Origin of the sequence: Enterobacter sp. BWH52 (assembly GCF_001037565.1) — a bacterium.
In the GTDB taxonomy this organism is placed as follows: Bacteria; Pseudomonadota; Gammaproteobacteria; order Enterobacterales; family Enterobacteriaceae; genus Enterobacter; species Enterobacter hormaechei_C.
In genome coordinates this window covers 1,987,956-2,011,336 of record NZ_KQ089854.1, presented here as the reverse complement: position 1 = coordinate 2,011,336, position 23,381 = coordinate 1,987,956, and the positions used below count along the sequence as shown (strand labels likewise).

Sequence of the window (23,381 nt, the reverse complement as noted above, 5' to 3'; positions counted from 1 at the left end):
ACGGGGTAATCCGATTGTCTGCACCCGTTTAAAGGAAACGCTATGACTACATTAAGCAAACGCCTTTGTCTGACAGCCGTACTGGCGCTGTCCTCGTTCGCCTTCGCCGCAACGGCATCAGCCGAAACCAGCAAACTCATCATTGAGTCTGGTGACAGCGCGCAAAGCCGCCAGAATGCTGCCATGGACAAAGAACAATGGAATGACACCCGCAGCCTGCGTCAGAAAGTGAATAAGCGCGTGGAGAAAGAGTGGGATAAAGAAGACGTCGCGTTTGATGCCCGCGACAAATGCCAGCAAAGTGCCAACGTCAACGCTTACTGGGAGCCTAACACCCTGCGCTGTCTCGATCGTCGCACTGGCCGCACGGTAGCACCGTAATGTCGACGCCGTGTGACGTTAAGCTCCGTCCGCTGGAGCGCGAAGATTTACGCTTTGTTCACCAGCTCGACAACAATGCCAGCGTGATGCGCTACTGGTTTGAAGAGCCTTATGAGGCGTTTGTCGAGCTGTCCGATCTCTACGATAAGCATATCCACGATCAGAGTGAACGCCGGTTTGTGGTGGAGTGCGAAGGTGAAAAAGCCGGGCTGGTTGAACTGGTTGAGATCAACCACGTTCACCGTCGGGCGGAATTTCAGATCATTATTTCACCGGAGCACCAGGGGAAAGGTCTTGCGTCGCGAGCGGCAAAGCTGGCGATGGATTACGGGTTTAACGTCCTGAATCTCTACAAGCTTTACCTTATCGTCGACAAAGAGAACGAAAAAGCGATTCATATCTACCGTAAGCTGGGCTTTATGGTGGAAGGTGAACTGATCCATGAGTTCTTTATTAACGGCGAATACCGTAACACCATACGCATGTGCATTTTCCAGCATCAGCATCTGGCCGGGCATAAGTCCTCCTCCGCCAGCCTGCTTAAACCTACCGCGCAGTAACCTGCGCGGTTTTATTCTCAATAATATTCAATGCTGTTTTTGATGGTGTACTTGCGCTCAACGGCAGGTTTGACGCTGTCATCTGTGATCACCAGCTCACAGTTCACCGGGTTGTTGTGGCGATCGTAATCACAGCTCTGCTTTACATTGCCCATCGGTTTATCGTTCAACAGGCTTACCGCCGTATAATCCATGCGCTTGCGCAGATCTTTCGAAGGCACCGACTTGACCGATAAACGCTGGTCGCCGGAAACCGTAGTTTTACCCAGCGGATAGCCGTCGGCGTCATACTGGTACTTCACTTCCATCTCTTTACTGTGCGCTGCAACCACAAACCCGTTATCGTCGGTGTCCCACGTCAGGCCGGCAGACGGCAGTTCCGCCAGCTGGCATTTCCCCTGCAACTTTACCTTCTGCTGCTGGGTTTCCGCATCGACGTAGTAGTTAGCATCCAGCACCAGCGCAACGCCCGTATTCGCTTCGAGATCGTGCAGTTCAAGCGTATCGAAACACCCTTCCGTTGACATCGTGCCGGTCACACGTTTAGAGACTTCACCCTTATCGTTAAACAGCGTCTGGGTAAAATCCTTCACCGGCCCGCGCAGAGGATCAAAGTCAAACTCGTTCGAAAAGCTCGCCATCTCCGGCGTAAATGACAGCGGCGCGGAGTTGTTGTCGCATCCCACCAGTACCGTTGCCAGTAGCGTTATCGCTGCGTATTTGTTCACATCATTTACCAAAAGGATGAAAGGATAGTGGCACTTATAGTAGCAAATAGTATGGTAACGATGTTGAATTGATTCGAATACTGGTAAAATGTAAGAATGTAGATGTAGTCCAGCCAAACAGTCTTTAAGGAACGTTCAAAGGATGAGAACTTTTATAATCAATCTCAAACACTCGCTCGAACGTCGTGCAAAAATGGAATCTCAACTATTAAAGCTGAACATAGCACACGAATTTATCGAAGCAATTGATGGTCGGAAAATGGCTGAAGCTGAACGCAAAAATGTTACGCGCGAGGTAAATTATGCTTTTCTCCCGGGTGAAGTTGGTTGCGCATTAAGTCATCAGGAAATATATAAAAAAATAATATATGAAAATATCGACGCAGCTCTCATCCTCGAAGATGATGTTGTAATAAATAATGACTTACGTGAAATACTCGACAACGTAACGCTTAGCGCGACTAAACCTGAGATTATACTTCTTAGTCGAGTTAATAAATATTACAAAAAGCCTCTTAAAAGCATAAGCGGCTCATATAGCATTCATAAAACTCAACAAGCCACGACTGCTCACGCTTATATTATTAATCAAAAAGCTGCCAGTAATCTCCTTCAAAACCTATATCCTGTGTGGATGGTTTCTGACAAATGGACCTTGTTTGAAGATTTATCTTTAGCGAAAATTCATTCAATCGTGCCTTTTCCAGTACGTCTTTCCGAAGAAGCGAACGCCTCGACTATTAATGAATCGAAAGGCGATGCTGCTTTAGATGCCAAAAAGAAAGAAATCTGGGAGTTGCTGATGCGGGAAAGACCTTTAGCTGCAAAGCTTCGCCACCGTTATCGACGCGCGATTACGCCACTGTTCAATACAATAATTAATCAAGGGAAAGGGTAAGCTTATTATTCTTTTTGATTACAGCGCGTTTCAGCACCACCAGGACAATTCAGAAAGACAGCCCCAAAAACAAAAGCTTACCCTAGCCCTGCTATGCTTACAGTCTACACAGTGAAAAGGAGCTACAGATGAAACGGTTACCCTGGATTACCGCCCTGCTGTTAATGAGTGCTTCACCCGCTCTTCTTGCGGCCCCGGATTCCTGCGAGCGCGTGAAAAGCGACATTCAGCAGAAGATTATCAACAACGGCGTACCGGAGTCTGGCTTTACCCTGAACATCGTCCCGAACGATCAGGCCGATCAGCCGGATGCGCAGGTCGTTGGGCATTGTGCCAACGATACTTTCAAAATTTTGTATACCCGCACCAGTAGCGGCAACTACCCGGTGAGCGGCGCAGGTACGCAGGAGAATGCGCCCGCTGAGCCGCAATGATTTTCCCACTCAATTCCCCTGATTTGACGAGGATTAATATTTAATACCTCTAAATAAGTAACACTCCCCCCATCATTAGCCCGGTTGTAGTCACGGGTGAAAATAATTATTAACAATGATGGGGTGAGTCATGTCCGAAGTTGAACATCACGGCGGGATAAGCCGTCGAACTCTGGTTAAATCTACTGCCATAGGATCTTTGGCGCTTGCCGCTGGTGGGATCGCATTACCTTTTGGTCTGAAAAGCGCCGCCGCCGCTGTGCAGTCCGCTATTCAGCCCGCAGAAGACAAAGTCGTCTGGGGCGCCTGCTCGGTAAACTGCGGTAGCCGCTGCGCGCTGCGTCTGCACGTTCGCGATGACGAAGTCTATTGGGTTGAAACGGATAATACCGGCGAGGATGTTTACGGCAACCATCAGGTTCGCGCCTGCCTGCGAGGCCGTTCAATTCGCCGTCGCATCAATCACCCAGACCGTCTGAACTATCCGATGAAACGCGTGGGCAAACGCGGAGAAGGCAAGTTTGAGCGTATCACCTGGGAAGAAGCGCTGGACACCATCGCCGCGAGTCTGAAAAGCATGGTCGAAAAATACGGCAACGAAGTGGTCTACATTAACTACTCCTCCGGAATTGTAGGCGGCAACATCACCCGTTCCTCCCCTTACGCCTCGCTGGTCGCGCGCCTGATGAACTGCTACGGCGGCTTCCTCAGCCACTACGGCACCTACAGCACCGCGCAGATCGCCTGCGCAATGCCCTACACCTACGGCAGCAACGACGGCAACAGCACATCGGATATCGAAAACACCAAACTGGTGGTGATGTTCGGCAATAATCCGGCGGAAACGCGCATGAGCGGCGGCGGGATCACATACTTCCTTGAGCAGGCGCGCGAACGGTCAAACGCGCGGATGATCGTTATCGATCCGCGTTATACCGACACTGCCGCAGGGCGTGAAGACGAGTGGATCCCGATTCGTCCGGGCACCGATGCCGCGCTGGTGGCAGGTATTGCGTGGGTGCTGATTAATGAAAATCTGGTCGATCAACCTTTCCTCGATAAATACTGCGTGGGTTATGACGAAAAAACCCTGCCGGAAGGCGCACCAGCTAATGGTCATTACAAAGCCTATATTCTCGGCCAGGGTGATGACAAAACCGCGAAAACTCCGGATTGGGCGTCTCGCATAACGGGCATCCCTGCCGAACGCATCATTAAGCTGGCCCGTGAAATCGGTTCGGCGAAACCGGCCTACATTTGCCAGGGCTGGGGCCCGCAGCGTCAGGCAAACGGGGAGCAAACGTCCCGCGCCATCGCCATGCTGCCGATCCTGACCGGCAACGTCGGCATTAACGGCGGTAACAGCGGCGCACGCGAATCGACCTACACCATCACCATCGAACGCATGCCGCTGCCGGAAAATCCGGTGAAAACGCAAATCTCCTGCTTCAGCTGGACGGATGCCATCGTGCTTGGACCGGAGATGACCGCCCTGCGCGACGGCGTACGCGGCAAAGATAAGCTCGATGTGCCGATCAAGTTCATCTGGAACTACGCGGGTAATACCATCATCAACCAGCACTCCGATATCAACAAAACTCACGACATTTTGCAGGATGAGAGCAAGTGCGAAACGATCGTCGTCATTGATAACTTCATGACCTCGTCTGCGAAGTATGCCGATATTGTTCTGCCGGATCTGATGACCGTCGAGCAGGAAGATATCATCCCCAACGATTACGCCGGCAACATGGGATACCTGATTTTCCTCCAGCCGGTTACCGCCCCGAAGTTCGAGCGCAAGCCCATTTACTGGATCATGAGCGAAGTGGCGAAACGCCTCGGACCGGATATCCATCAGAAATTCACCGAAGGCCGTACGCAGGAGCAGTGGCTGCGCTACCTGTACGCCAAAATGGTCGCCAAAGATCCGCTGCTGCCGTCCTACGACGCGCTGAAAAAAATGGGTATTTATAAGCGCAAAGATCCAAATGGACATTTTGTGGCCTATAAAAAATTCCGTGACGATCCGGATGCCAATCCGCTGAAAACCCCGTCGGGCAAAATCGAGATCTACTCCAGCAAGCTGGCGGATATTGCGGCAACCTGGGAACTGCAAAAAGACGAAACCATCACCCCGCTGCCGGTCTATACCTCAACCTTTGAAGGCTGGGACGCGCCCGAGCGCAGCAAATTCCCGCTGCAACTGTTCGGTTTCCACTTTAAAGCCCGTACCCACTCCAGTTACGGCAACGTAGATGTGCTCCAGGCCGCCTGTCGCCAGGAGGTGTGGCTTAACCCTGTGGATGCAGAGCAACGAGGTATCAAAAATGGGGATATGGTGCGCGTCTTCAACGACCGCGGCGAAGTGCGCATTGCTGCGAAAGTCACCCCGCGCATCATGCCCGGCGTAAGCGCGATGGGCCAGGGCGCCTGGCATGACGCCAACATGAACGGCGATCGTGTCGATCACGGCTCCTGCATCAATACCCTGACCACGCACCGCCCGTCACCGCTGGCGAAAGGCAACCCGCAGCACACGAACCTGGTGCAGATCGAGAAGGCATAAGGATTAACCGATGACAACCCAGTATGGATTTTTTATTGATTCCAGCCGCTGCACCGGGTGCAAAACCTGCGAGCTGGCCTGCAAGGATTACAAAGATCTGACCCCGGACGTCAGCTTCCGTCGTATTTATGAATACGCGGGCGGCGACTGGCAGGAGGATAACGGCGTCTGGCATCAGAATGTCTTCGCCTATTACCTGTCGATTGCCTGCAACCACTGCGAAGATCCGGCCTGCACCAAGGTCTGCCCGAGCGGGGCAATGCACAAGCGCGACGACGGTTTTGTGGTGGTGGACGAGGATGTCTGCATCGGCTGTCGCTACTGCCACATGGCCTGCCCGTACGGCGCGCCGCAGTACAATGCCGCCAAAGGCCACATGACCAAGTGCGACGGCTGCCACAGCCGGGTGGCGGACGGCAAAAAGCCCATCTGCGTCGAATCCTGCCCGCTGCGCGCGCTGGACTTTGGCCCGATTGAGGAGCTGCGCAAAAAACACGGCCAGCTTGCTGCCGTCGCGCCGCTGCCGTCTGCGCACTTCACAAAGCCGAGTATTGTGATTAAACCTAACGCCAACAGCCGTCCGACGGGTGACACCACCGGCTACCTGGCAAACCCGAAGGAGGTGTGAGATGGGAAGTGGATGGCATGAATGGCCGCTGGTGATCTTCACCGTTTTCGGGCAGTGCGTGGCCGGCGCGTTAATCGTGATGGGCTTCGTCTGGCTTAAGGAAAATGATGACAAGGCCAGAATGCGCATCGTGCGCAGCCTGTTTTTTCTCTGGCTGGTAATGGGTATTGGGTTTATGGCTTCGGTGCTGCATCTTGGCTCCCCGCTGCGTGCCTTCAACTCGCTTAACCGCGTGGGCGCGTCAGCGCTGAGTAATGAGATCGCGGCGGGTTCGATCTTCTTTGCCGTGGGCGGTTTCTGGTGGCTGGTGTCGGTTATCGGTAAAATGCCTCCAGCTTTGGGCAAAATCTGGCTGGTTGTCAGCCAGCTTCTGGGTATCGTTTTTGTCTGGGCGATGACCCGGGTCTATCAGATAGAGACTGTCCCGACCTGGTATACGGGTTACACCACGCTGAGCTTCTTCCTGACGATGGTCCTTGCTGGTCCTCTGCTGGCCGCGCTGCTGCTACGCATCGCAAACGTGACATTCAAAGGTACTCTTGCCGCGTCTGTCAGCGTACTGGCAATTATCGTCTGCGTGGCGGTCGTCGTGTTGCAAAGCAATACGCTGGGGACGATACAGAGTTCCATCCAGCAGGCCAGCGCCCTGCTGCCAGATTATGGCTCGCTTCAGGTGTGGCGCATCGCGTTGCTGGCGGCGGGTTTAGGCTGCTGGATCTGCCCGCTTATTCGTCGTCAGGAGCAAAAAACGCTCGGCCTGTTTGCAGGTGTCGTTCTGGTGGTGCTGGGTGAACTGATTGGCCGTGGGCTATTTTATGGTCTGCATATGACCGCAGGGTTAGCAATTGCAGGTTAACACAGGTGCGCGGGGCTACCCGCGCGCAAGTAAGGAAAGTTGTAATGAATGATGTCTCACACCGCGAATCGTTCGCGTTCAGCGCCCGGGTACTGGGCGCGCTGTTTTATTTCGCCCCAGACAGCGAGCAGACCGCGCCGCTGGTGAGTGCCCTGACCGCAGGTGACTGGGTTCAGGACTGGCCGCTGGCGGAGGAAAACCTGCTGCCTGTCGCCAGTATGTTTAAGACCCCATCGGATGAAGCGTTGAAAGACGCCTGGCAGCGTCTGTTTATTGGCCCGTATGCCCTGCCCGCCCCCCCGTGGGGCTCGGTCTGGCTTGATCGCGAGTCAGTGCTGTTTGGCGATTCGACCCTCGCGTTGCGTCAGTGGATGCGTGAAAACCATATCGCCTTTGAGATGCAGCAGAATGAGCCTGAAGATCATTTCGGAACGTTGCTGATGCTGGCGGCATGGCTTGCCGAGAACGGTCGCGAAACAGAACGCGACCAGCTTCTTGCCTGGCATCTGCTGCCATGGAGCACGCGTTTCCTTAGCGTATTCGTTGAAAACGCGGCCCATCCGTTCTACACCGCGCTGGGTAAACTTGCCCAGCTGACGCTGGCGGAATGGCAGTCCACTTTGCTGATCCCGATTGCCGAAAAAACGCTGTACCGATAACAGCACCTGGCTTGTCCACCCGTTGTGCAGGCCAGGCTCGCACATTTTTGCTGCAACACAACGTCACAACTGCTATACTGTATATAATTACAGTATACGGGGGTGCACAATGGCTGTTGAAACAAAATTTGTTGTCGTAAGAAAAGGTGAAGAAAAAATGACATTTGCCAGTAAGAAAGAGGCTGACGCTCACGACAAACTGCTCGATATGGCAGAAGCGTTTACCGACTGGCTGTTGCAAAGCGGAATGCAGATGGATGAAACGCAGGCGGAAAACCTTGGTCTGTATCTTGCCGAGCAGAAAGAGTCCGTGCAGCATATCCTGCGTACCAGCAAGCTTCCCGAGCGCAATGCTGCAACGGATAAAACAGCATCAGATGCGGATAGCAGCAAAAAAATCCGGGCCGTCAAAGCCGCCTGATCGTCAGAACGACTCATCACCTGTCATGCCGCCGCGGGCCGGAAACGGCTCGCGGCTTAATCATGCATTATGTCGATCTTCTCGAAAACAATGCGATTGAACATTTTAATCTGTTCTGGCGTAAAATTTGGTTACAGCATTTCCTCTCGTCAGACGTATGTTAAAAACACGTGAATCACACGTTCGGCGCCTCTGAATGGTGTGGTAAATTATCACATAACTCTTGCAACTCGTTGATCATCCTGGCTACATGGAAGCCATCACAAACAGAATGATGGACCTGAACGGCGAAAGGCAACAAGACTTTTTCATCCTGGTTATAGTATTTTCCAAACGTGAACATGGGCGCAAAAAAATTCCGCATGTTAGCGACGTTGACGTTAAAACTGCTAAAACTGACCCACGGAATATCAGATATGAAAAATATATTCTCCCGGGACTCTTCCTTAGGCCAGTAAGCAAGGATATTGCCATAGCGGGCAACATCTTCTGCATAAACGCGCTGAAAATGGTGAATATTTCCATCGTAATGACTCCATAACGATGAAAATGTCTCCGTTTCTTTATGGAAAAGGGTATAGCTTGGATGAACCTCATTCCATATTACAAGCTCATCATCCTTCATGGCCATACGGAATTCCGGATGCCGGTTTACGACGTCAGAAATAAGGGAAATAATCGCAGGATAAAATTTCCAGCCAACCTCTTTGATATGCTTTAGCAGTACGGTAATGTCCAGCTGAACCGTTTGGTTAAATGTAGATTGAGCAAAGCCCTGAAATACTTCAAAGTGTTCCTTTCTTGCCCAACGTGATAAGTCAACTACCGTATATTCTGGCATTATTTTTGTCATTTCAGAGCCTTAGTTGAGCTGCGCTATATAAAATAGTAGCGTATCACAAACGCAGGGGCTGTATAGACCGTAGCGAAGAGGCACCCTAAATTTTCAGCGTATCAATCACCGCTCTCAGCGCCGGGGATACGTTGCGGTGTGGATAATAGAGGTACAGTCCGTCCATCCGCAGGCTGTAGCGCTGTAAGACGCGTATAAGCGTGCCACGCTCCAGATCGTCAGCCACCAGCTCAACCGGGACATAGGCCAGCCCGAGTCCCAGCCGGGCCGTTTCGGCCTCCATGTAGCTGTCGGAAAAGGCCCATTGCCCCTCCGGGCGGTGAGTCACTCGCTTCCCATCCTGCACAAGCTCCCATTGATAGTGGTTACCGTCGGCGAACTGGTAGGCAATGCAGGGATGAGCATCCAGATCGGCGGGCGTCTGCGGGAAACCATAGCGCCGAAAATGCGCCAGGGCGTCAACACAGCCATCTCCATATCGGGCGTGATGCGCACGGCAATCATCCGGCCCCAGCCGGACGCCAGCGTCGAATGAAAATATTCACCCAAACTGTCCGCCGTGCTGCTATGCGCATCATTAAGTTGAGTTAAAACAATGAATTAGTAAGAAACACGAAATCCTGACGCCCGCGTTTCGATGGTGACAACCTGAGATAAGACCTTCGCCGAGAGCGATAAAGTCGACCACCGCAAGGTGACGTTCGAGTACCGATACGGGATCACCCTGGCTGGCGATCTGTACATTCCCAGGAACAGCGGCGACCAGATGCTGGCTTCTCTTCTCGTCGTTGTGAATTACACCTATGTCTACACTGAATCAAATCCCATCCCGCTCCAGCGAGTATGCATACTGGGCCGGTATTTATGCCCGCCAGTCTGCTCGCGTCATCAGCAATAAAGCATTATATTAACAAGGTTATTTTATTTAATTACAAAACCTCGCACTCCTCCCGTTGAAATAATAATTAAGCAATATCCTGGTCAGCCAGCGACATCGCTTTGTTAGCTTGAGCGTTCAGGCAAAGCTCAAACCGGAGGTATTCTTTGCTGATTAAATTAAAGAAAGAACGAACGCATCAGGAGGATCGTCGTCTTGCCCTCTGGCTGGCGACCTCCGCGGGACTGCTGAATGCCATTGCGCTGGGCGCATTCGGCTTTTTTCCCTCGCATATGACGGGCAATACCTCGCAGCTATCCAGCGAAGTTTCCTCCACCGATCTCAGCGATATTCTTTTCTTCGGCGCCATTATTCTTTCGTTTGTCTCAGGTGCCATCGCTGCGCGGATTATTGTTATCTGGGGGATTATCCATAACATCAGGCTGGTATTCAGCCAGGTTCTGTTTGTTGAAGGGCTATTACTGGCAGGGGTATCCCTGTACGAAATGTATTTTCACTCCTTTGCCACGAATCAGGAGATTATTATTTTCCTGTGCGGGTTGATGGGAATTCATAATTCCACCTCCACTCAGCTATCCGGTGGACGGGTAAGATCCACACACATCACCGGCACGCTGACCGATGCGGGCATTTCGCTGGCCTCCGTTATGGTCGCCATGATGCGCCGGGATTATTCCAAAGATACGGCCGCGCAAAAGAGTCAGCTCAAAACCCATTTAACTACCCTTTTCTCCTTTATCAGCGGAGGTATCGCGGGGCTGATCCTGTTCAGAGAGTTTGGATTCCACGCGATGCTGGCGCTGGGCCTGATGCTGGTAGTCGTCGCCGCCTTCTCTATCGTCCGCATCTCGTGGCGGGTACGAAAAGTGCGCGCCGCGCTTAGTCGACAGGTTTAATCAGCACGCCTTACGTGACATTGTCACGTAAGGCGTGCTTCTTTAAGACTATTCTGCCTGCCCACTGACAGCCCTTATGCCATAAGGCTTCACCCAGGTTGTCACTAATTTCATAGGGTTACTGTTTTACCCCCTTCGCTGGAACCCTTCCGTTTCGCTTGCTATAGGTGAAGTACCCCTGCCGAAACATGGCATAACAACAGGCAACCGGTGGTTGCTATAACGCATGCGCACAGGGAGACACACCGCAATGCACCCATTACTTAAACGTTCGCTGCTTTTTGTCGGCGCGATTATCGTGGTTCTCGCTCTCCTCACCTGGGGAATTGGACTGGAGACGATTAAGGCGCGCCAGGTTGACCTGATCTACCTCGGGCAACAGCACCTGATTCTGGTCTTTTCATCAATGTTCTTTGCCCTGCTGGTGGGCATTCCAAGCGGTATTTTGCTGAGCCGTCCAGCCGCGCGTGGTATCGCCGAATATGTGATGCAAATCTTTAACGTGGGTAACACCCTGCCGCCGCTGGCCGTTCTGGCGCTGGCGATGGTGGTGATTGGCATCGGTGATAAACCGGCCATTATCGCCCTCTTTCTGGCCTCTCTGCTGCCGATTGTGCGTAACACCTATGCCGGGCTGTGCTCTGTTCCCGCGTCGTTGCTGGAGGCGGCAAACGGTATCGGCATGACCAAATGGCAGCGCCTGCGTCAGGTTGAGATCCCTAACGCGTGGCCGGTGATGCTTTCTGGTATTCGCATTGCCACTGCGATTAACGTCGGTACCGCACCGCTGGCATTCCTGATTGGCGCCAGCAGCTACGGCGAGCTGATTTTCCCTGGGATCTACCTGAATGACTTCCCGACGCTGATCCTGGGCGCGGCGGCCACCGCCCTGTTCGCCCTGATTCTGGATACGCTGCTGGCGGCACTGGGTCGACTACTGAGCCCGCATCTCGCGCGATAATTATAACAAGGAGCTTCTATGAGACTGTTTTCCGGCCTGACGGCGCTATGCGCCGCCGCGCTCTTCACCAGCCAGGCGCTCGCCGCGCCGCTGATCCTGGCAACCAAGAGCTTTACCGAGCAGCACATTCTCTCGGCCATGACCGTGCAGTATCTGCAAAAGAAAGGGTTTCAGGTGCAGCCGCAGACCAATATTGCAACGGTGATTTCCCGTAACGCGATGATCAACAAGCAGATTGATATGACCTGGGAGTACACCGGCACGTCGCTGATCATCTTCAACCACATCAACAAACGCATGTCGCCGCAGGAGTCATACGAGACGGTGAAACGCCTCGACGCGAAGCACGGTCTGGTGTGGCTTAAACCTGCCGATATGAACAATACCTATGCCTTTGCCATGCAGCGCAAGCGCGCCGAGGCTGAACATATCAATACCATGTCTGAGATGGTGGCAAAGATTGAGCAGATCCGTAAAACCGATCCGGATAACAACTGGCTGCTGGGCCTTGACCTGGAATTTGCCGGACGCAGCGACGGGATGAAACCGTTGCAGGCGGCCTACAAGATGGAGCTGGACCGCCCGCAGATCCGCCAGATGGATCCGGGCCTGGTCTATAACGCGGTGCGCGACGGGTTTGTCGATGCGGGGCTGATCTACACCACCGACGGGCGCGTAAAGGGCTTCGATCTTAAAGTGCTGGAAGACGATAAAGGCTTCTTCCCGAGTTATGCCGTGACGCCAGTTGTTCGAAAAGACACGCTGGAGGCTAACCCGGGGCTGGAGGAGGCGCTGAACACCCTCTCAGCCCAGCTCAATAACGACGTTATCACCGACCTGAATAAGAAGGTGGATATCGACCATCAGTCACCGCAGCAGGTCGCCCGTGATTTCCTGCGTAGCAAACAGTTGCTGTAGGAGGCGCTATGGAGACGATTCACTATATTCTCGACAACTGGGACTATCTCTTAACCCTGACGCTGCAACACCTGTGGCTGGTGGCACTCGCCGTCGGCCTGGCGATTATTATTGGCGTGCCGCTGGGCATTTTAATTGTCCGCCATAAATGGCTGGCAACGCCGGTGCTGGGGATTGCCACCATTGTGCTCACCATCCCGTCAATTGCGCTTTTCGGCCTGATGATCCCGCTCTTTTCGCTGATCGGTCAGGGCATTGGCGCCCTGCCCGCGATTACTGCGGTGTTCCTCTATTCGCTGCTGCCGATTGTGCGTAACACCCATACGGCGCTCGACAGCCTGCCCCCCGGCCTGCGAGAAGCGGGACGCGGCATCGGCATGACCTTCTGGCAGCGTCTGCGCTGGGTGGAAATCCCGATGGCGCTGCCGGTGATTTTTGGCGGCATCCGCACCGCCGTGGTAATGAACATCGGCGTCATGGCGATTGCCGCCGTGATCGGTGCGGGCGGGCTGGGCCTGCTGCTGCTTAACGGTATTGGCGGGAGTGATATTCGTATGTTGATTGCGGGCGCGCTGATGATTTGTCTTTTAGCGATTGTGCTCGACTGGTTGCTGCACCGTTTGCAGGTGGTACTGACTCCGAAGGGGATTCGATAATGATAAAACTGGAAAACCTCACCAAACAATTTTCACAGAAACACGGCCAGACGTTTAAGGCCGTCGACAACGTCAACCTGAACGTGCCTGAAGGGGAAATGTGCGTGCTGCTCGGCCCGTCCGGCTGCGGGAAAACCACTACACTGAAGATGATCAACCGTCTCATTACGCCAAGTAGCGGGACAATCCTGATTAACGGCGAAGACACCAGCGGAATGGACACCGTGACCCTGCGCCGCAACATTGGCTACGTGATCCAGCAGATTGGCCTGTTCCCGAACATGACCATCGAAGAGAACATTACCGTCGTGCCGCGCATGCTGGGCTGGGACAAGGCACGCTGTAAATCCCGTGCCGAAGAGCTGATGGATATGGTGGCAATGGATCCGCATAAATTCCTTCACCGCTATCCGCGTGAAATGTCCGGCGGCCAGCAGCAGCGCATCGGCGTCATCCGCGCGCTGGCAGCCGATCCTCCGGTCCTGCTGATGGATGAACCGTTCGGCGCGGTCGACCCGATTAACCGTGAGGTGATCCAGAACCAGTTCCTGGAGATGCAGCGCAAGCTGAAAAAGACCGTGATGCTGGTGAGCCACGATATTGACGAAGCGCTGAAGCTGGGCGACCGTATTGCCGTCTTCCGTCAGGGACGTATCGTGCAGTGCGCCAGCCCGGACGAGCTGCTGGCGAAACCGGCGAATGAGTTTGTCGGCTCGTTTGTTGGTCAGGACCGGACGTTGAAACGCCTGCTGCTGGTATCGGCGGGCGACGTCACCGACCAGCAGCCTACCATTACGGTACGCGAATCGACGCCGCTGCCGGAGGCCTTCGCCACCATGGATGACAACGATATTCGCGCCATTACCGTGGTTGATGAGCACGGCAAACCGCTCGGCTTTGTGAAGCGCCGCGAAGCGCGTAACGCCAGCGGCAGCTGCGGGGATATTCTGCATCCGTTCCGTATGACCGGTAAGGCCGAGGATAACCTGCGCGTGGTGCTTTCTCGCCTGTATGAGAGCAACACCAGCTGGATGCCGATTGTGGACGAGGACGGACGCTATAACGGCGAAATATCTCAGGATTATATTGCGGAGTATTTGAGCTCAGGGCGTACGCGCCGGGCGTTGAATATTCATAGCGAGAGTTAAGCATTCAGGCCGGGTACTGCCCGGCCTTTTTCCGCACGCATACCTTTTGCTAACCTCCCGATTTACCGCCACAATATTGTATCGTCCCCGTTAAATCACGACTTCATGCAACGTCTTCACGCTTACCCCGACATCCGCGCGATGTTTCGTCGTCTCCTGATTGCTACCGTCACCGGCGTGCTGGCGGCGCTGGCCGTTGCGGTGTTCCGCCACAGCATGTATCTGCTGGAGTGGCTATTTCTCAGCAACGAAAGCGGAAATCTGGTGAACGCCGCAGCCGCGTTATCGCCCTGGCGGCGGGCGCTGACGCCTGCGCTAGGTGGTCTGGCCGCGGGGATGCTGCTGTGGGGATGGCAGCGCATGACGGCACAACGTCCCCACGCCCCGACCGATTATATGGAAGCGCTTGAGACGGGTGACGGCCAGTTTGATTACGGCGCCAGCCTGGTGAAGTCCCTCGCGTCGTTGCTGGTGGTCGCCAGCGGCAGCGCCATCGGCCGTGAAGGCGCCATGATCCTGCTCGCCGCCCTCGCCGCCTCCTTTTTTGCACAACGTTGTACGCCAAAATCCGAATGGAAACTGTGGATCGCCTGCGGTGCCGCCGCCGGGATGGCCAGCGCCTATCATGCGCCGCTGGCGGGCAGCCTGTTTATCGCAGAGATCCTGTTTGGCACGCTGATGCTGGCCTCCCTCGGCCCGGTGGTGATTGCCGCTGTAGTGGCCCTGCTGACCACGCGCCTGTTAAGTCCCGGCGCGAATACGCTATATGATGTCCATCTCAGCGAGATGCTTACGGCGGTGGATTATTTCCTGATCGTTGGCGTGGGCCTGCTGGCTGGCGTTTGCGGCCCGCTGCTGATGTGGCTGATGGCGGCCAGCCACAGGCTGTTTCTGCGTCTCAAACTCTCACCGCCGTGGCAGCTGGCGCTGGGTGGTCTGATCGTCGGGCTGCTGTCGCTGCTGACGCCAAAAGTATGGGGGAATGGCTATAGCGTGGTTCAGGCGTTTTTGCAGTCGCCGCCGCTGCTGTCGGTGATTGCTGGCGTCTTTATTTGCAAGCTGCTGGCGGTACTGGCAAGCAGCGGGTCCGGCGCGCCGGGAGGCGTGTTCACGCCAACCTTGTTCGTTGGTATGGCAACGGGAATGCTGTTTGCGCAGATCTTTGCGCTGTGGTTTCCTGGCTCTGAGACGGCGATCCTGCTTGGGCTGGCGGGAATGGCGACGCTGCTCGCCGCCACAACGCATGCGCCAATCATGTCGGCCTTGATGGTCTGTGAGATGACCGGGCAGTATTTTTTACTTCCCGGTTTGCTGGTTGCCTGTGTTGTGGCGTCGGTATTGTCGAGAACGCTACGCCACGACTCGATCTACGGCCAGCATACCGCCGAAAGCCGAGAGATCGATATAGTGCGCTAATTCGCGCTGCTCTGCGCGGGGCAGATAAGGCAGTTCGCCCACCAGCGGGCCAGGCAGCTTTTTGCTCAGCACGTCGATGATTTCAGCGTAGTGCGCAAGGCCCGGGTTAATACGATTCGCCACCCAACCAATCAGCGGCAGGCCGTCATTAGCGATAGCCTGCGCCGTCAGCAAGGCATGGTTGATGCACCCTTCCTGGATGCCCACGACCATAATCACCGGCAATTGCTCCTGCACCACCCATTCGGAAAGGGGACGTAAATCGTTCATCAGGCTGCGCCAGCCACCGGTCCCTTCAACGACAACGTGGTCAACCTTTTCACTCAGATTTGCCAGGCCATCAGAAAGCAGGCTGTAGTTGATAAGCCCACTGTGAGCGACGCTGCTTTCCTCTTCGCTTAACGCGATAGGATTGACGGCATCATAAGGCAGTTCCAGAGACGAGACGCTTTGCAGAACCAGGGCGTCCTTATTGCGCAGCCCTTCTGGCGTCTCTTTACTGCCTTTTGCAACCGGCTTGTATCCTGCAACGCGTTTACCGCTTGCCGCCAGGGCCTGGAGTAACGCGCGGGATACGACTGTCTTCCCGACAGACGTATCCGTACCAGTAATAAAGAAACGCTTAAGCATGACTCATTCCACCTCTTGGGTATGCTTCAAAATATAAACCAGGTAAATAATTCAGTGGGGAAAGTCTACGGGATGCGTGCGCTACCGGGCTTGAGATAGCGCAATTTTTCGTACATCTCTGGAAAAGAGTTAGCCCTGTAGCAAACGAATCAGTAACGAGCCGTTGTACATCGCATCTTTTACCAGCGCGGCGCCGGCCATGGTGCCCTGGTTGGAAAATTGCGTACTTTCGACCACGATGTTTTTACTGTACGCGGGAAGCGCCTGCTGATTGATGCAGGCGGAAATCGCCGGAAAGAGGATATCCGCCGCCTGGCTGAGCGGGGAGCCGATCAGTATTTTTTGCGGGTTAAACAGATTCACCATAATGGCCAGAATGCGCCCGACATTATTGCCCACGCCGGTAATAATGTCCTTCGCCAGCAGATCGCCCTGCCTTGCCGCAGCGCACAGTGCCTCGACGCTTAACGGTTGACCGTGCAGCGTGGAGCTCATCGACTGGCTGAGCCGCACTTGCGCCAGCTCCAGCACGCTTTCGACGCTGGCAATCGTCTCCAGACAGCCATGGTTACCGCAGTAGCAGCGTTTTCCGTACGGATCGACCTGCGTATGGCCGATCTCCACCAGGCTACTGCTGCCAGCATGCAACAGACGCCCGTCGGTAATCACACCAGCGCCAACGTTATGATCAATCACCACCTGAATCACGTCGCGCGCGCCCCGGGAAGCGCCAAACAACGCCTCCGCCATCGTCCAGGCGCTGATATCATGCTGAATGTAGACCGGTACACCGGTGTGGTTTTCCAGCACGTCGCCCAGCGGCATCTCTTTGACGTTTTCATAAAACGGCATGCGGTGCACAATGCCATTTTCGGTATCAATAATTCCCGGCAGGGTGATCGCAATCGCCGTTAAACGTTCAAGACGCTGCTGGTGACGAATAAAGAACTGGTCGATGTGGGTCAGAATGGCATCGAGAAGTGGTTGCTCTGCATTAAGCGGGAGTTCCAGCCGGTCTTCCACCACCAGCTTGCTGCTGAGGTCGCGCAGCGCGAGGAAGATTTCCCCGCGGCTAATCCGCAGCGACAGGTAGTGCCAGGCTTCCGTTTCCACCACAAGCCCTACCGCCGGACGGCCACGACTGCCCGGCTCCTGAATTTCTGTCTCCTGAACCAGATGGGCTTCCAGCATTTCGCGGACAATCTTGGTAATACTGGCGGGTGCCAGTTGTGCCAGGCGCGAAAGATCGATACGCGAAACCGGACCAAGCTGATCAATCAGGCGATAAACGGCGCCCGCGTTGGTCTGCTTGATCTGATCGATATGCCCTGGCTGACTATCAGCAACCACCTCGTACTCCCTTATTTTCGAGCTTCGAAATAAACTGAGGGCTATGGTGAAGCACTTCAATGGCTGACGTCAAATTTTTACTTAGCCATGTGATTTACTGCACATTTTCGCCCACTTTTCCCTATAAATAACGCCCGCGAGAAGCGGTAATTAATTGTTCTTTGAAACGCTGTGCCGCATGGCTCTGTTCATGATGTTTAGACCACACCAGCCACATCTCTGAGACTGCATCCTGCTCGGCTATCTTCACCCAGCGCATTTCCGGCAATTGTACCCGTTTAAACGAGGCCGGGAGAATCGAAACGCCAAGCCCTGCGGCAACGAGACCAATGATCGTCATGGCTTCCCCCACCTCCTGCGCGATAGTCGGGACAAGGCCATATCGCCGCATCAAACCAAGAATATCGTCATACAACCCGGTTCCCACCTGTGGGTCAAAAAAGACAAATGGCTCTTTCGCCAGTTCAGCCAGCGTGACGCTGTGCTGCGCGGCGAGCGGATGATCCCGGGGGATCATCGCCATCAGCGGTTCGCGCAGGATCACCTGCCACGCCAGGGTATCAGGCAACTGCGTGTTACGCATCAGCCCCAGATCGAGCGATCCTTCGTTAAGCGGCGATATCTGCTCGCGAGTATTTATTTCGCGCGTCTGAATATGCACATCCGGAAAGTTACGGCGAAACGAAGATAGCGTTTGTGAAACAGCGCTGATAAAGGGGGCCGATGAGGTAAACCCGATGCGCAGCTCTCCCGTCTCCCCGAGATAAAGCCGTTCCGCTCTGGCGGCGGCGTCCTCCACCATACTCAGGATTTGTCGGCTATCGGCAAGAAACTGTTTTCCCGCCGCCGTCAGGCTCACGCTGCGGTTGGTTCGCGCCAGCAGACGCGCCCCGACCTGCTGCTCCAGGATCTGTATCTGCTGGCTTAGCGGTGGCTGAGAGATATTCAGCCTTGCCGCCGCACGACCAAAATGCAGCTCTTCGGCGACGGCGACAAAATAGCGTAGATGGCGCAGCTCGATATTCATATTTTTAAAGTATCATTTGAGATTATTAATATATTAGACAGAATATTTACATTTTCCTACCCTAATCTTGTGGTCATACCCGTCACCAGAAACCACGGGGATGTTTAAGCAAGGATTATGTGTGAGCCGTACAACGACCGTTGATATCGCGCCGGCCAGCGACATTGATGATTTACCCGCAGCACCGCAGCCGGTTCAGTTTATTAAACGTGGTACCCCCCAGTTTATGCGCGTCACGCTGGCGCTCTTCTCAGCGGGTCTCGCCACTTTCGCCCTGCTCTACTGCGTTCAGCCGATCCTGCCGGTCCTGTCGCATGAATTTGGCGTGTCGCCAGCCAGCAGCAGTATTTCGCTCTCCATTTCAACCGGGATGCTGGCGATCGGTCTGCTGTTCACCGGGCCACTTTCGGATGCCATCGGGCGTAAGCAGGTCATGGTAACGGCGTTAATGCTGGCCTCCGTGTGTACCTTGTTGTCCACCATGATGACCAGCTGGCACGGCATTCTGATCATGCGCGCGCTGATTGGGTTATCCCTGAGCGGCGTGGCGGCGGTCGGGATGACCTATCTCAGCGAGGAGATCCACCCGAGTTTCGTGGCCTTCTCCATGGGGCTGTACATTAGCGGGAACTCTATCGGCGGGATGAGCGGACGCCTGCTCAGCGGTGTGTTTACTGATTTCTTTAACTGGCGCATTGCGCTGGCCGTTATCGGCTGCTTCGCCCTCGCTTCGGCGCTGATGTTCTGGAAAATCCTGCCGGAATCGCGCCATTTCCGCCCGACCTCCCTGCGTCCGAAAACGTTATTTATCAACTTTCGCCTGCACTGGCGCGATCAAGGGCTGCCCCGTTTGTTCCTGACCGGTTTCCTGCTGATGGGCTCGTTCGTGACGCTGTTCAACTACATTGGCTATCGTCTGATGCTTTCACCGTGGCATCTTAGCCAGGCATTAGTGGGTTTGCTCTCTGTGGCATATCTCACCGGGACATGGAGTTCGCCAAAAGCGGGCGCCATGACCGCGCGCTTCGGCCGTGGTCCGGTGATGCTGGTATCCACCGCCGTGATGCTGTTCGGACTGCTGATGACGCTTTTCTCTTCCCTGTGGCTGATTTTTGCCGGAATGCTGCTCTTCTCTGCGGGCTTCTTTGCCGCGCATTCCGTTGCCAGCAGCTGGATTGGCCCACGCGCGCGCCGCGCTAAAGGTCAGGCTTCGTCACTGTATCTGTTCAGTTACTATCTTGGTTCCAGCATAGCCGGTACGCTCGGCGGGGTGTTCTGGCATAACTACGGCTGGAACGGCGTGGGCGGATTTATCGCGCTGATGCTGTGCGCGGCACTGCTGGTGGGCGCGAGCCTGCATAAACGACTGCATTAACATTCAGCCCTCTTCGTGTTTAAATCGAGCCGATGCTAATTTTTGTCATCGGCTGATTCAGACACGAGGACTTCATGAAAAACAATAACTATCAACAACTCACCCGCACCTTCCAGCGCCTCTCCCGCTTCTCTCACCTCTCCTCCATCGCCAGCTGGGACATGTTCACCATGATGCCGCCAGGCGGCAGCGCCGCGCGCGGTGAAGCGCTGGCGGAGATGAGCGTCCTGCAACATCAGATCCTGACCGATAAAAAAGTGGGTGAATGGCTGGCGGCGGCGGCAGACGAAGATCTGAACGACGTTGAGCTGGCCAACCTGCGTGAAATGACGCGCCACTACCAGCAGGCAACTTTACTGCCGGAATCGCTGGTGGAGGCCAAATCGCTGGCGGGCAGCAGGTGTGAACACGCGTGGCGCACTCAGCGTCCGGCCAACGACTGGCAGGGCTTTTCAGCCAACCTGAAAGAGGTGGTGAAACTCAGTCGTGAAGAAGCCCGCCTGCGCGCTGAGGCTAAAGGCTGCACGCCTTACGACGCGCTGCTGGATATCTTTGAACCCGACATGACCAGCGCTCGCCTGGATGTGCTGTTCGGCGATCTGAAGTCCTGGCTACCGGAGTTGCTGGCAAAGGTTGTGGAAAAACAGGCTCAACGATCGTTCGTTCCGCCACAGGGTCCCTTCCCGACCGCCACGCAGCGCGAGCTGGGCCTGGAAGCGATGAAAATGCTTGGCTTCGATTTTAACGGCGGTCGTCTGGACGTTAGCGCCCACCCGTTCTGCGGCGGCGTGCCGGAAGATGTGCGTATCACCACGCGTTACGATGAAGATGAACTGCTCAGCGCGCTTTTCGGCGTGATCCACGAAACCGGACATGCCCGCTACGAGCAAAACCTTCCGCGAGCATGGGCCGGTCAGCCCGTTGCGCTGGCGCGCTCTACGGCGATCCATGAATCCCAAAGCTTGTTCTTTGAAATGCAGCTAGGCCGCAGCGACGCTTTCCTGAAGCATCTGCTTCCGGCGGTTCATGCCCGTTTCGGCAGCCAGGCGGCATTCAGCGAAGAGAATTTCATTGCCTGGAACCAGCGCGTGAAGCCGGGCTACATCCGCGTTGATGCGGATGAAGTGAGCTATCCGGCGCATGTGGTGCTGCGCTATGAGATCGAGCGCGCGCTAATCAATGGCGAAATTGAAGTCGATGATATTCCCGCGTTATGGGATGAGAAAATGCAGGCCTGGCTTGGGTTATCCACCAAAGATAACTATCGCAACGGCTGTATGCAGGATATCCACTGGACCGACGGCGGTTTTGGCTACTTCCCGTCTTACACGCTGGGGGCAATGTATGCGGCACAGCTGTTCCATGCCGCCAAAACTGCGCTGCCCGGGTTGCAGACATCCATTGCCGGGGGCGATTTCTCAGCACTGTTTGACTGGCTGCGTCAGAATATCTGGCAGCACGGCAGCCGTTTCAGCACATCGCAGCTCATCACCCAGGCCACGGGCGAAGACCTGAATATCCGCTACTTCCGCGAACACCTGACGTCCCGCTATCTGTAACCGAACGCGCCGGGGGTCCACCCCGGCGTTGTACATACGGTTACACGCCGATACCAATCACTCACGGAAACCCCGAATTTACAGGGATATAGTTATTTCAACGGCCCCGCAGTGGGGTTAAATGAAAAACCAAATTCGAGGGTATGAAAATGAAAAAAGTATTAGCTCTGGTTGTTGCCGCTGCTATGGGTCTGTCTTCCGCTGCATTCGCGGCTGAAACTACCGCCACCGCAGCGCCTGCGGCTTCCACCGCTGCTCCGGCCAAAACGGTTCACCATAAAAAACATCACAAAGCGGCTAAACCAGCGGCAGAACAGAAAGCGCAGGCCGCTAAAAAGCACCACAAAAAAGCGGCAAAACCAGCGGTAGAGCAGAAAGCCCAGGCGGCTAAAAAGCATCATAAAAAAGCAGCAAAACACGAAGCGGCTAAACCTGCTGCACAGCCAGCAGCGTAAGAGTACAAGCTTAACCGTGCCCTTCGGGGCACGTTGGTAAACCGGCGCTGAACGGGTTTGCGGTCAGCGCCGTTTTTTTATCCGGAGGGCGTATGCTGCGGCGCTATCGGTTTGAGTTCATTCTTATCCTGCTAATTTTATGCGCGCTCATCGCCAGCCACTTTTATCTTTCCTGAATGTAGCACGCTGATTTTACTCCCACTTTCTCGCCGTCGCGTCTATAGTATTTTTATAGGGATCACTTTTAATAATCATAATTACCCCCCACCAGAGTGTGATATGCGTAAATCTGTTGTGTTGTTACTGGGAACGTTTAGCCTTTTTGCTGGCTTTTCACATGCGGATGATGGCGACGATGACGCCATTAGCGCCAAAGAGGTAAAGACGCTGTTTTTTGGTCATGACGATCGTACGCGTGTCACCGATCCTACCGAATCGCCCTGGGATGCCATCGGGCAACTGGAAACCGCCAGCGGCAATTTATGTACTGCAACCCTCATTACGCCACGCCTTGCGCTGACGGCGGGTCATTGCCTGTTAATGCCGCCTGAAGGCAAACCGGATAAAGCGATCGCCCTGCGCTTTGTGTCGCAAAAAGGAATATGGCGCTACGAAATTCACGGTATTGAGGGGCGGGTGGATCCGTCGCTTGGCAAACGCCTGAAACCGGATGGTGATGGCTGGATTGTGCCGCCCGGGGCGGCCTCCTGGGATTTCGGGCTGATCGTTTTACGTTATCCGCCGTCCGGGATCACCCCGCTGCCGCTCTTTGATGGCGATAAAGCCGCGCTCACCGCCGCCCTGAAAGCCGCCGATCGAAAAGTAACGCAGTCAGGCTACCCTGTTGATCACCTCGATTCGCTGTACACCCATACGGACTGCGTGGTGACGGGTTGGGCGCAAAACAGCGTGCTGTCGCATCAGTGCGATACGCTACCGGGTGATAGCGGATCGCCGCTGATGTTAAAAACCGATAACGGCTGGCAGCTGATTGGCGTTCAAAGTTCTGCGCCAGCGGCGAAAGACCGCTGGCGCGCCGATAACCGGGCGTTGTCGGTGACCGGTTTTCGCGACCGGCTGGAAGCCCTGGCGCAGCAGTAGGTCA

General features: G+C 54.7%; 25 protein-coding genes and 2 pseudogenes. 21 read left to right on the top strand and 6 right to left on the bottom strand.

The genetic code is table 11. From position 1 onward, the window contains the following. Window positions 1–42: 42 nt before the first annotated feature. Both SK47_RS09540 and speG read left to right on the top strand, forming a co-directional pair. Window positions 43–381 carry a DUF1283 family protein gene (locus SK47_RS09540; protein ID WP_006808856.1) on the top strand — a complete coding sequence of 113 codons (339 nt, stop codon included), beginning with the start codon at window positions 43–45 and terminating at the stop codon, window positions 379–381. After that, a complete protein-coding gene (speG, locus tag SK47_RS09535) occupies window positions 381–941 on the top strand; it encodes a spermidine N1-acetyltransferase (protein ID WP_003857416.1) in 561 nt (186 codons plus the stop codon). Before SK47_RS09540 ends, speG begins: the two co-directional genes overlap by 1 nt. 17 nt (window positions 942–958) lie before the next feature. Here speG and SK47_RS09530 read toward each other — a convergent pair whose 3' ends face one another. Continuing rightward, window positions 959–1,669, bottom strand: a complete 711-nt coding sequence (locus SK47_RS09530) for a YnfC family lipoprotein (RefSeq protein WP_048243999.1) — start codon at window positions 1,667–1,669, stop codon at window positions 959–961. Window positions 1,670–1,811: 142 nt separating this feature from the next. On the opposite strand from SK47_RS09530, the gene SK47_RS09525 reads away from it, so the two are divergent. The 7 genes from SK47_RS09525 to SK47_RS09495 all read left to right on the top strand — a co-directional run bounded on the left by SK47_RS09525 (window position 1,812) and on the right by SK47_RS09495 (window position 8,134). Continuing rightward, window positions 1,812–2,567 (top strand): glycosyltransferase family 25 protein, encoded by a 756-nt coding sequence (locus SK47_RS09525; protein WP_023300004.1) that lies wholly within the window; start codon window positions 1,812–1,814, stop codon window positions 2,565–2,567. Between the two features lie 128 nt (window positions 2,568–2,695). Then, entirely contained in the window at window positions 2,696–3,001 is a 306-nt protein-coding gene (locus SK47_RS09520; RefSeq protein WP_003857424.1) for a DUF1161 domain-containing protein, read from the top strand. Window positions 3,002–3,131: 130 nt separating this feature from the next. Further along, window positions 3,132–5,570: a selenate/tellurate reductase subunit YnfE gene (gene ynfE / locus SK47_RS09515; protein ID WP_048243997.1), complete on the top strand. Its 2,439-nt coding sequence runs from the start codon at window positions 3,132–3,134 to the stop codon at window positions 5,568–5,570. 10 nt (window positions 5,571–5,580) lie between these two features. After that, window positions 5,581–6,198: a DMSO/selenate family reductase complex B subunit gene (locus SK47_RS09510; RefSeq protein WP_017384545.1), complete on the top strand. Its 618-nt coding sequence runs from the start codon at window positions 5,581–5,583 to the stop codon at window positions 6,196–6,198. A 1-nt stretch (window position 6,199) separates the two neighbouring features. Continuing rightward, window positions 6,200–7,054 carry a dimethyl sulfoxide reductase anchor subunit family protein gene (locus SK47_RS09505; protein ID WP_048243995.1) on the top strand — a complete coding sequence of 285 codons (855 nt, stop codon included), beginning with the start codon at window positions 6,200–6,202 and terminating at the stop codon, window positions 7,052–7,054. Between the two features lie 44 nt (window positions 7,055–7,098). Then, window positions 7,099–7,713, top strand: a complete 615-nt coding sequence (gene dmsD, locus SK47_RS09500; protein WP_015570619.1) for a Tat proofreading chaperone DmsD — start codon at window positions 7,099–7,101, stop codon at window positions 7,711–7,713. Window positions 7,714–7,822: 109 nt separating this feature from the next. Next, on the top strand, window positions 7,823–8,134 hold the full coding sequence (locus SK47_RS09495) for a YebG family protein (RefSeq protein WP_003857437.1): 312 nt from the start codon (window positions 7,823–7,825) through the stop codon (window positions 8,132–8,134). 175 nt (window positions 8,135–8,309) lie between these two features. Here the strand turns inward: SK47_RS09495 and catA are convergent, their stop codons facing one another. Together catA and SK47_RS23690 are read right to left on the bottom strand one after the other, a co-directional pair. Further along, entirely contained in the window at window positions 8,310–8,987 is a 678-nt protein-coding gene (gene catA, locus SK47_RS09490) for a type A chloramphenicol O-acetyltransferase (protein ID WP_045351135.1), read from the bottom strand. Window positions 8,988–9,072: 85 nt separating this feature from the next. Beyond that, window positions 9,073–9,519: pseudogene (locus SK47_RS23690) on the bottom strand (LysR substrate-binding domain-containing protein); the annotation flags it as partial. Window positions 9,520–9,624: 105 nt separating this feature from the next. Here SK47_RS23690 and SK47_RS24460 point away from each other — a divergent pair. From SK47_RS24460 to clcB, 7 genes and pseudogenes are all read left to right on the top strand, one after another. Next, window positions 9,625–9,739: pseudogene (locus SK47_RS24460) on the top strand (alpha/beta hydrolase); the annotation flags it as partial. Window positions 9,740–10,031: 292 nt separating this feature from the next. Beyond that, window positions 10,032–10,781, top strand: a complete 750-nt coding sequence (locus SK47_RS09480) for a YoaK family protein (protein WP_023314061.1) — start codon at window positions 10,032–10,034, stop codon at window positions 10,779–10,781. Between the two features lie 250 nt (window positions 10,782–11,031). After that, entirely contained in the window at window positions 11,032–11,742 is a 711-nt protein-coding gene (osmY, locus tag SK47_RS09475) for an osmoprotectant ABC transporter permease OsmY (RefSeq protein WP_003857442.1), read from the top strand. Between the two features lie 18 nt (window positions 11,743–11,760). Continuing rightward, on the top strand, window positions 11,761–12,660 hold the full coding sequence (gene osmX / locus SK47_RS09470; protein ID WP_003857443.1) for an osmoprotectant ABC transporter substrate-binding protein OsmX: 900 nt from the start codon (window positions 11,761–11,763) through the stop codon (window positions 12,658–12,660). An 8-nt stretch (window positions 12,661–12,668) separates the two neighbouring features. Next, entirely contained in the window at window positions 12,669–13,316 is a 648-nt protein-coding gene (gene osmW, locus SK47_RS09465) for an osmoprotectant ABC transporter permease OsmW (RefSeq protein ID WP_006808875.1), read from the top strand. Further along, the gene (gene osmV, locus SK47_RS09460) at window positions 13,316–14,464 is read left to right on the top strand and encodes an osmoprotectant ABC transporter ATP-binding protein OsmV (RefSeq protein ID WP_003857446.1); all 1,149 of its coding nucleotides are present in this window, start codon (window positions 13,316–13,318) and stop codon (window positions 14,462–14,464) included. Before osmW ends, osmV begins: the two co-directional genes overlap by 1 nt. A gap of 105 nt (window positions 14,465–14,569) precedes the next feature. Next, window positions 14,570–15,880 (top strand): voltage-gated ClC-type chloride channel ClcB, encoded by a 1,311-nt coding sequence (clcB, locus tag SK47_RS09455; protein WP_048243993.1) that lies wholly within the window; start codon window positions 14,570–14,572, stop codon window positions 15,878–15,880. Here the strand turns inward: clcB and bioD are convergent. The 3 genes from bioD to SK47_RS09440 all read right to left on the bottom strand — a co-directional run bounded on the left by bioD (window position 15,815) and on the right by SK47_RS09440 (window position 18,887). Continuing rightward, on the bottom strand, window positions 15,815–16,510 hold the full coding sequence (gene bioD / locus SK47_RS09450; protein WP_015570628.1) for a dethiobiotin synthase: 696 nt from the start codon (window positions 16,508–16,510) through the stop codon (window positions 15,815–15,817). The genes clcB and bioD overlap by 66 nt on opposite strands. Before the next feature lie 129 nt (window positions 16,511–16,639). Then, the gene (gene mlc, locus SK47_RS09445) at window positions 16,640–17,860 is read right to left on the bottom strand and encodes a sugar metabolism global transcriptional regulator Mlc (protein ID WP_003857451.1); all 1,221 of its coding nucleotides are present in this window, start codon (window positions 17,858–17,860) and stop codon (window positions 16,640–16,642) included. Between the two features lie 121 nt (window positions 17,861–17,981). Next, window positions 17,982–18,887: a LysR family transcriptional regulator gene (locus SK47_RS09440; protein ID WP_003857454.1), complete on the bottom strand. Its 906-nt coding sequence runs from the start codon at window positions 18,885–18,887 to the stop codon at window positions 17,982–17,984. A gap of 121 nt (window positions 18,888–19,008) precedes the next feature. Between SK47_RS09440 and SK47_RS09435 the strand changes: the two genes are divergently transcribed. The 5 genes from SK47_RS09435 (at window position 19,009) to SK47_RS09420 (ending at window position 23,377) form a co-directional block, all read left to right on the top strand. Then, entirely contained in the window at window positions 19,009–20,262 is a 1,254-nt protein-coding gene (locus SK47_RS09435; protein ID WP_003857455.1) for an MFS transporter, read from the top strand. A gap of 74 nt (window positions 20,263–20,336) precedes the next feature. Beyond that, on the top strand, window positions 20,337–21,821 hold the full coding sequence (locus SK47_RS09430) for a carboxypeptidase M32 (RefSeq protein WP_048243991.1): 1,485 nt from the start codon (window positions 20,337–20,339) through the stop codon (window positions 21,819–21,821). Window positions 21,822–21,970: 149 nt separating this feature from the next. Next, window positions 21,971–22,276 (top strand): acid resistance repetitive basic protein Asr, encoded by a 306-nt coding sequence (asr, locus tag SK47_RS09425; RefSeq protein ID WP_003857459.1) that lies wholly within the window; start codon window positions 21,971–21,973, stop codon window positions 22,274–22,276. 92 nt (window positions 22,277–22,368) lie between these two features. After that, window positions 22,369–22,452, top strand: a complete 84-nt coding sequence (locus SK47_RS24455) for a small membrane protein YdgU (protein ID WP_057979992.1) — start codon at window positions 22,369–22,371, stop codon at window positions 22,450–22,452. A 103-nt stretch (window positions 22,453–22,555) separates the two neighbouring features. Next, the gene (locus SK47_RS09420) at window positions 22,556–23,377 is read left to right on the top strand and encodes a trypsin-like serine peptidase (protein WP_003857461.1); all 822 of its coding nucleotides are present in this window, start codon (window positions 22,556–22,558) and stop codon (window positions 23,375–23,377) included. Window positions 23,378–23,381: the final 4 nt, after the last annotated feature.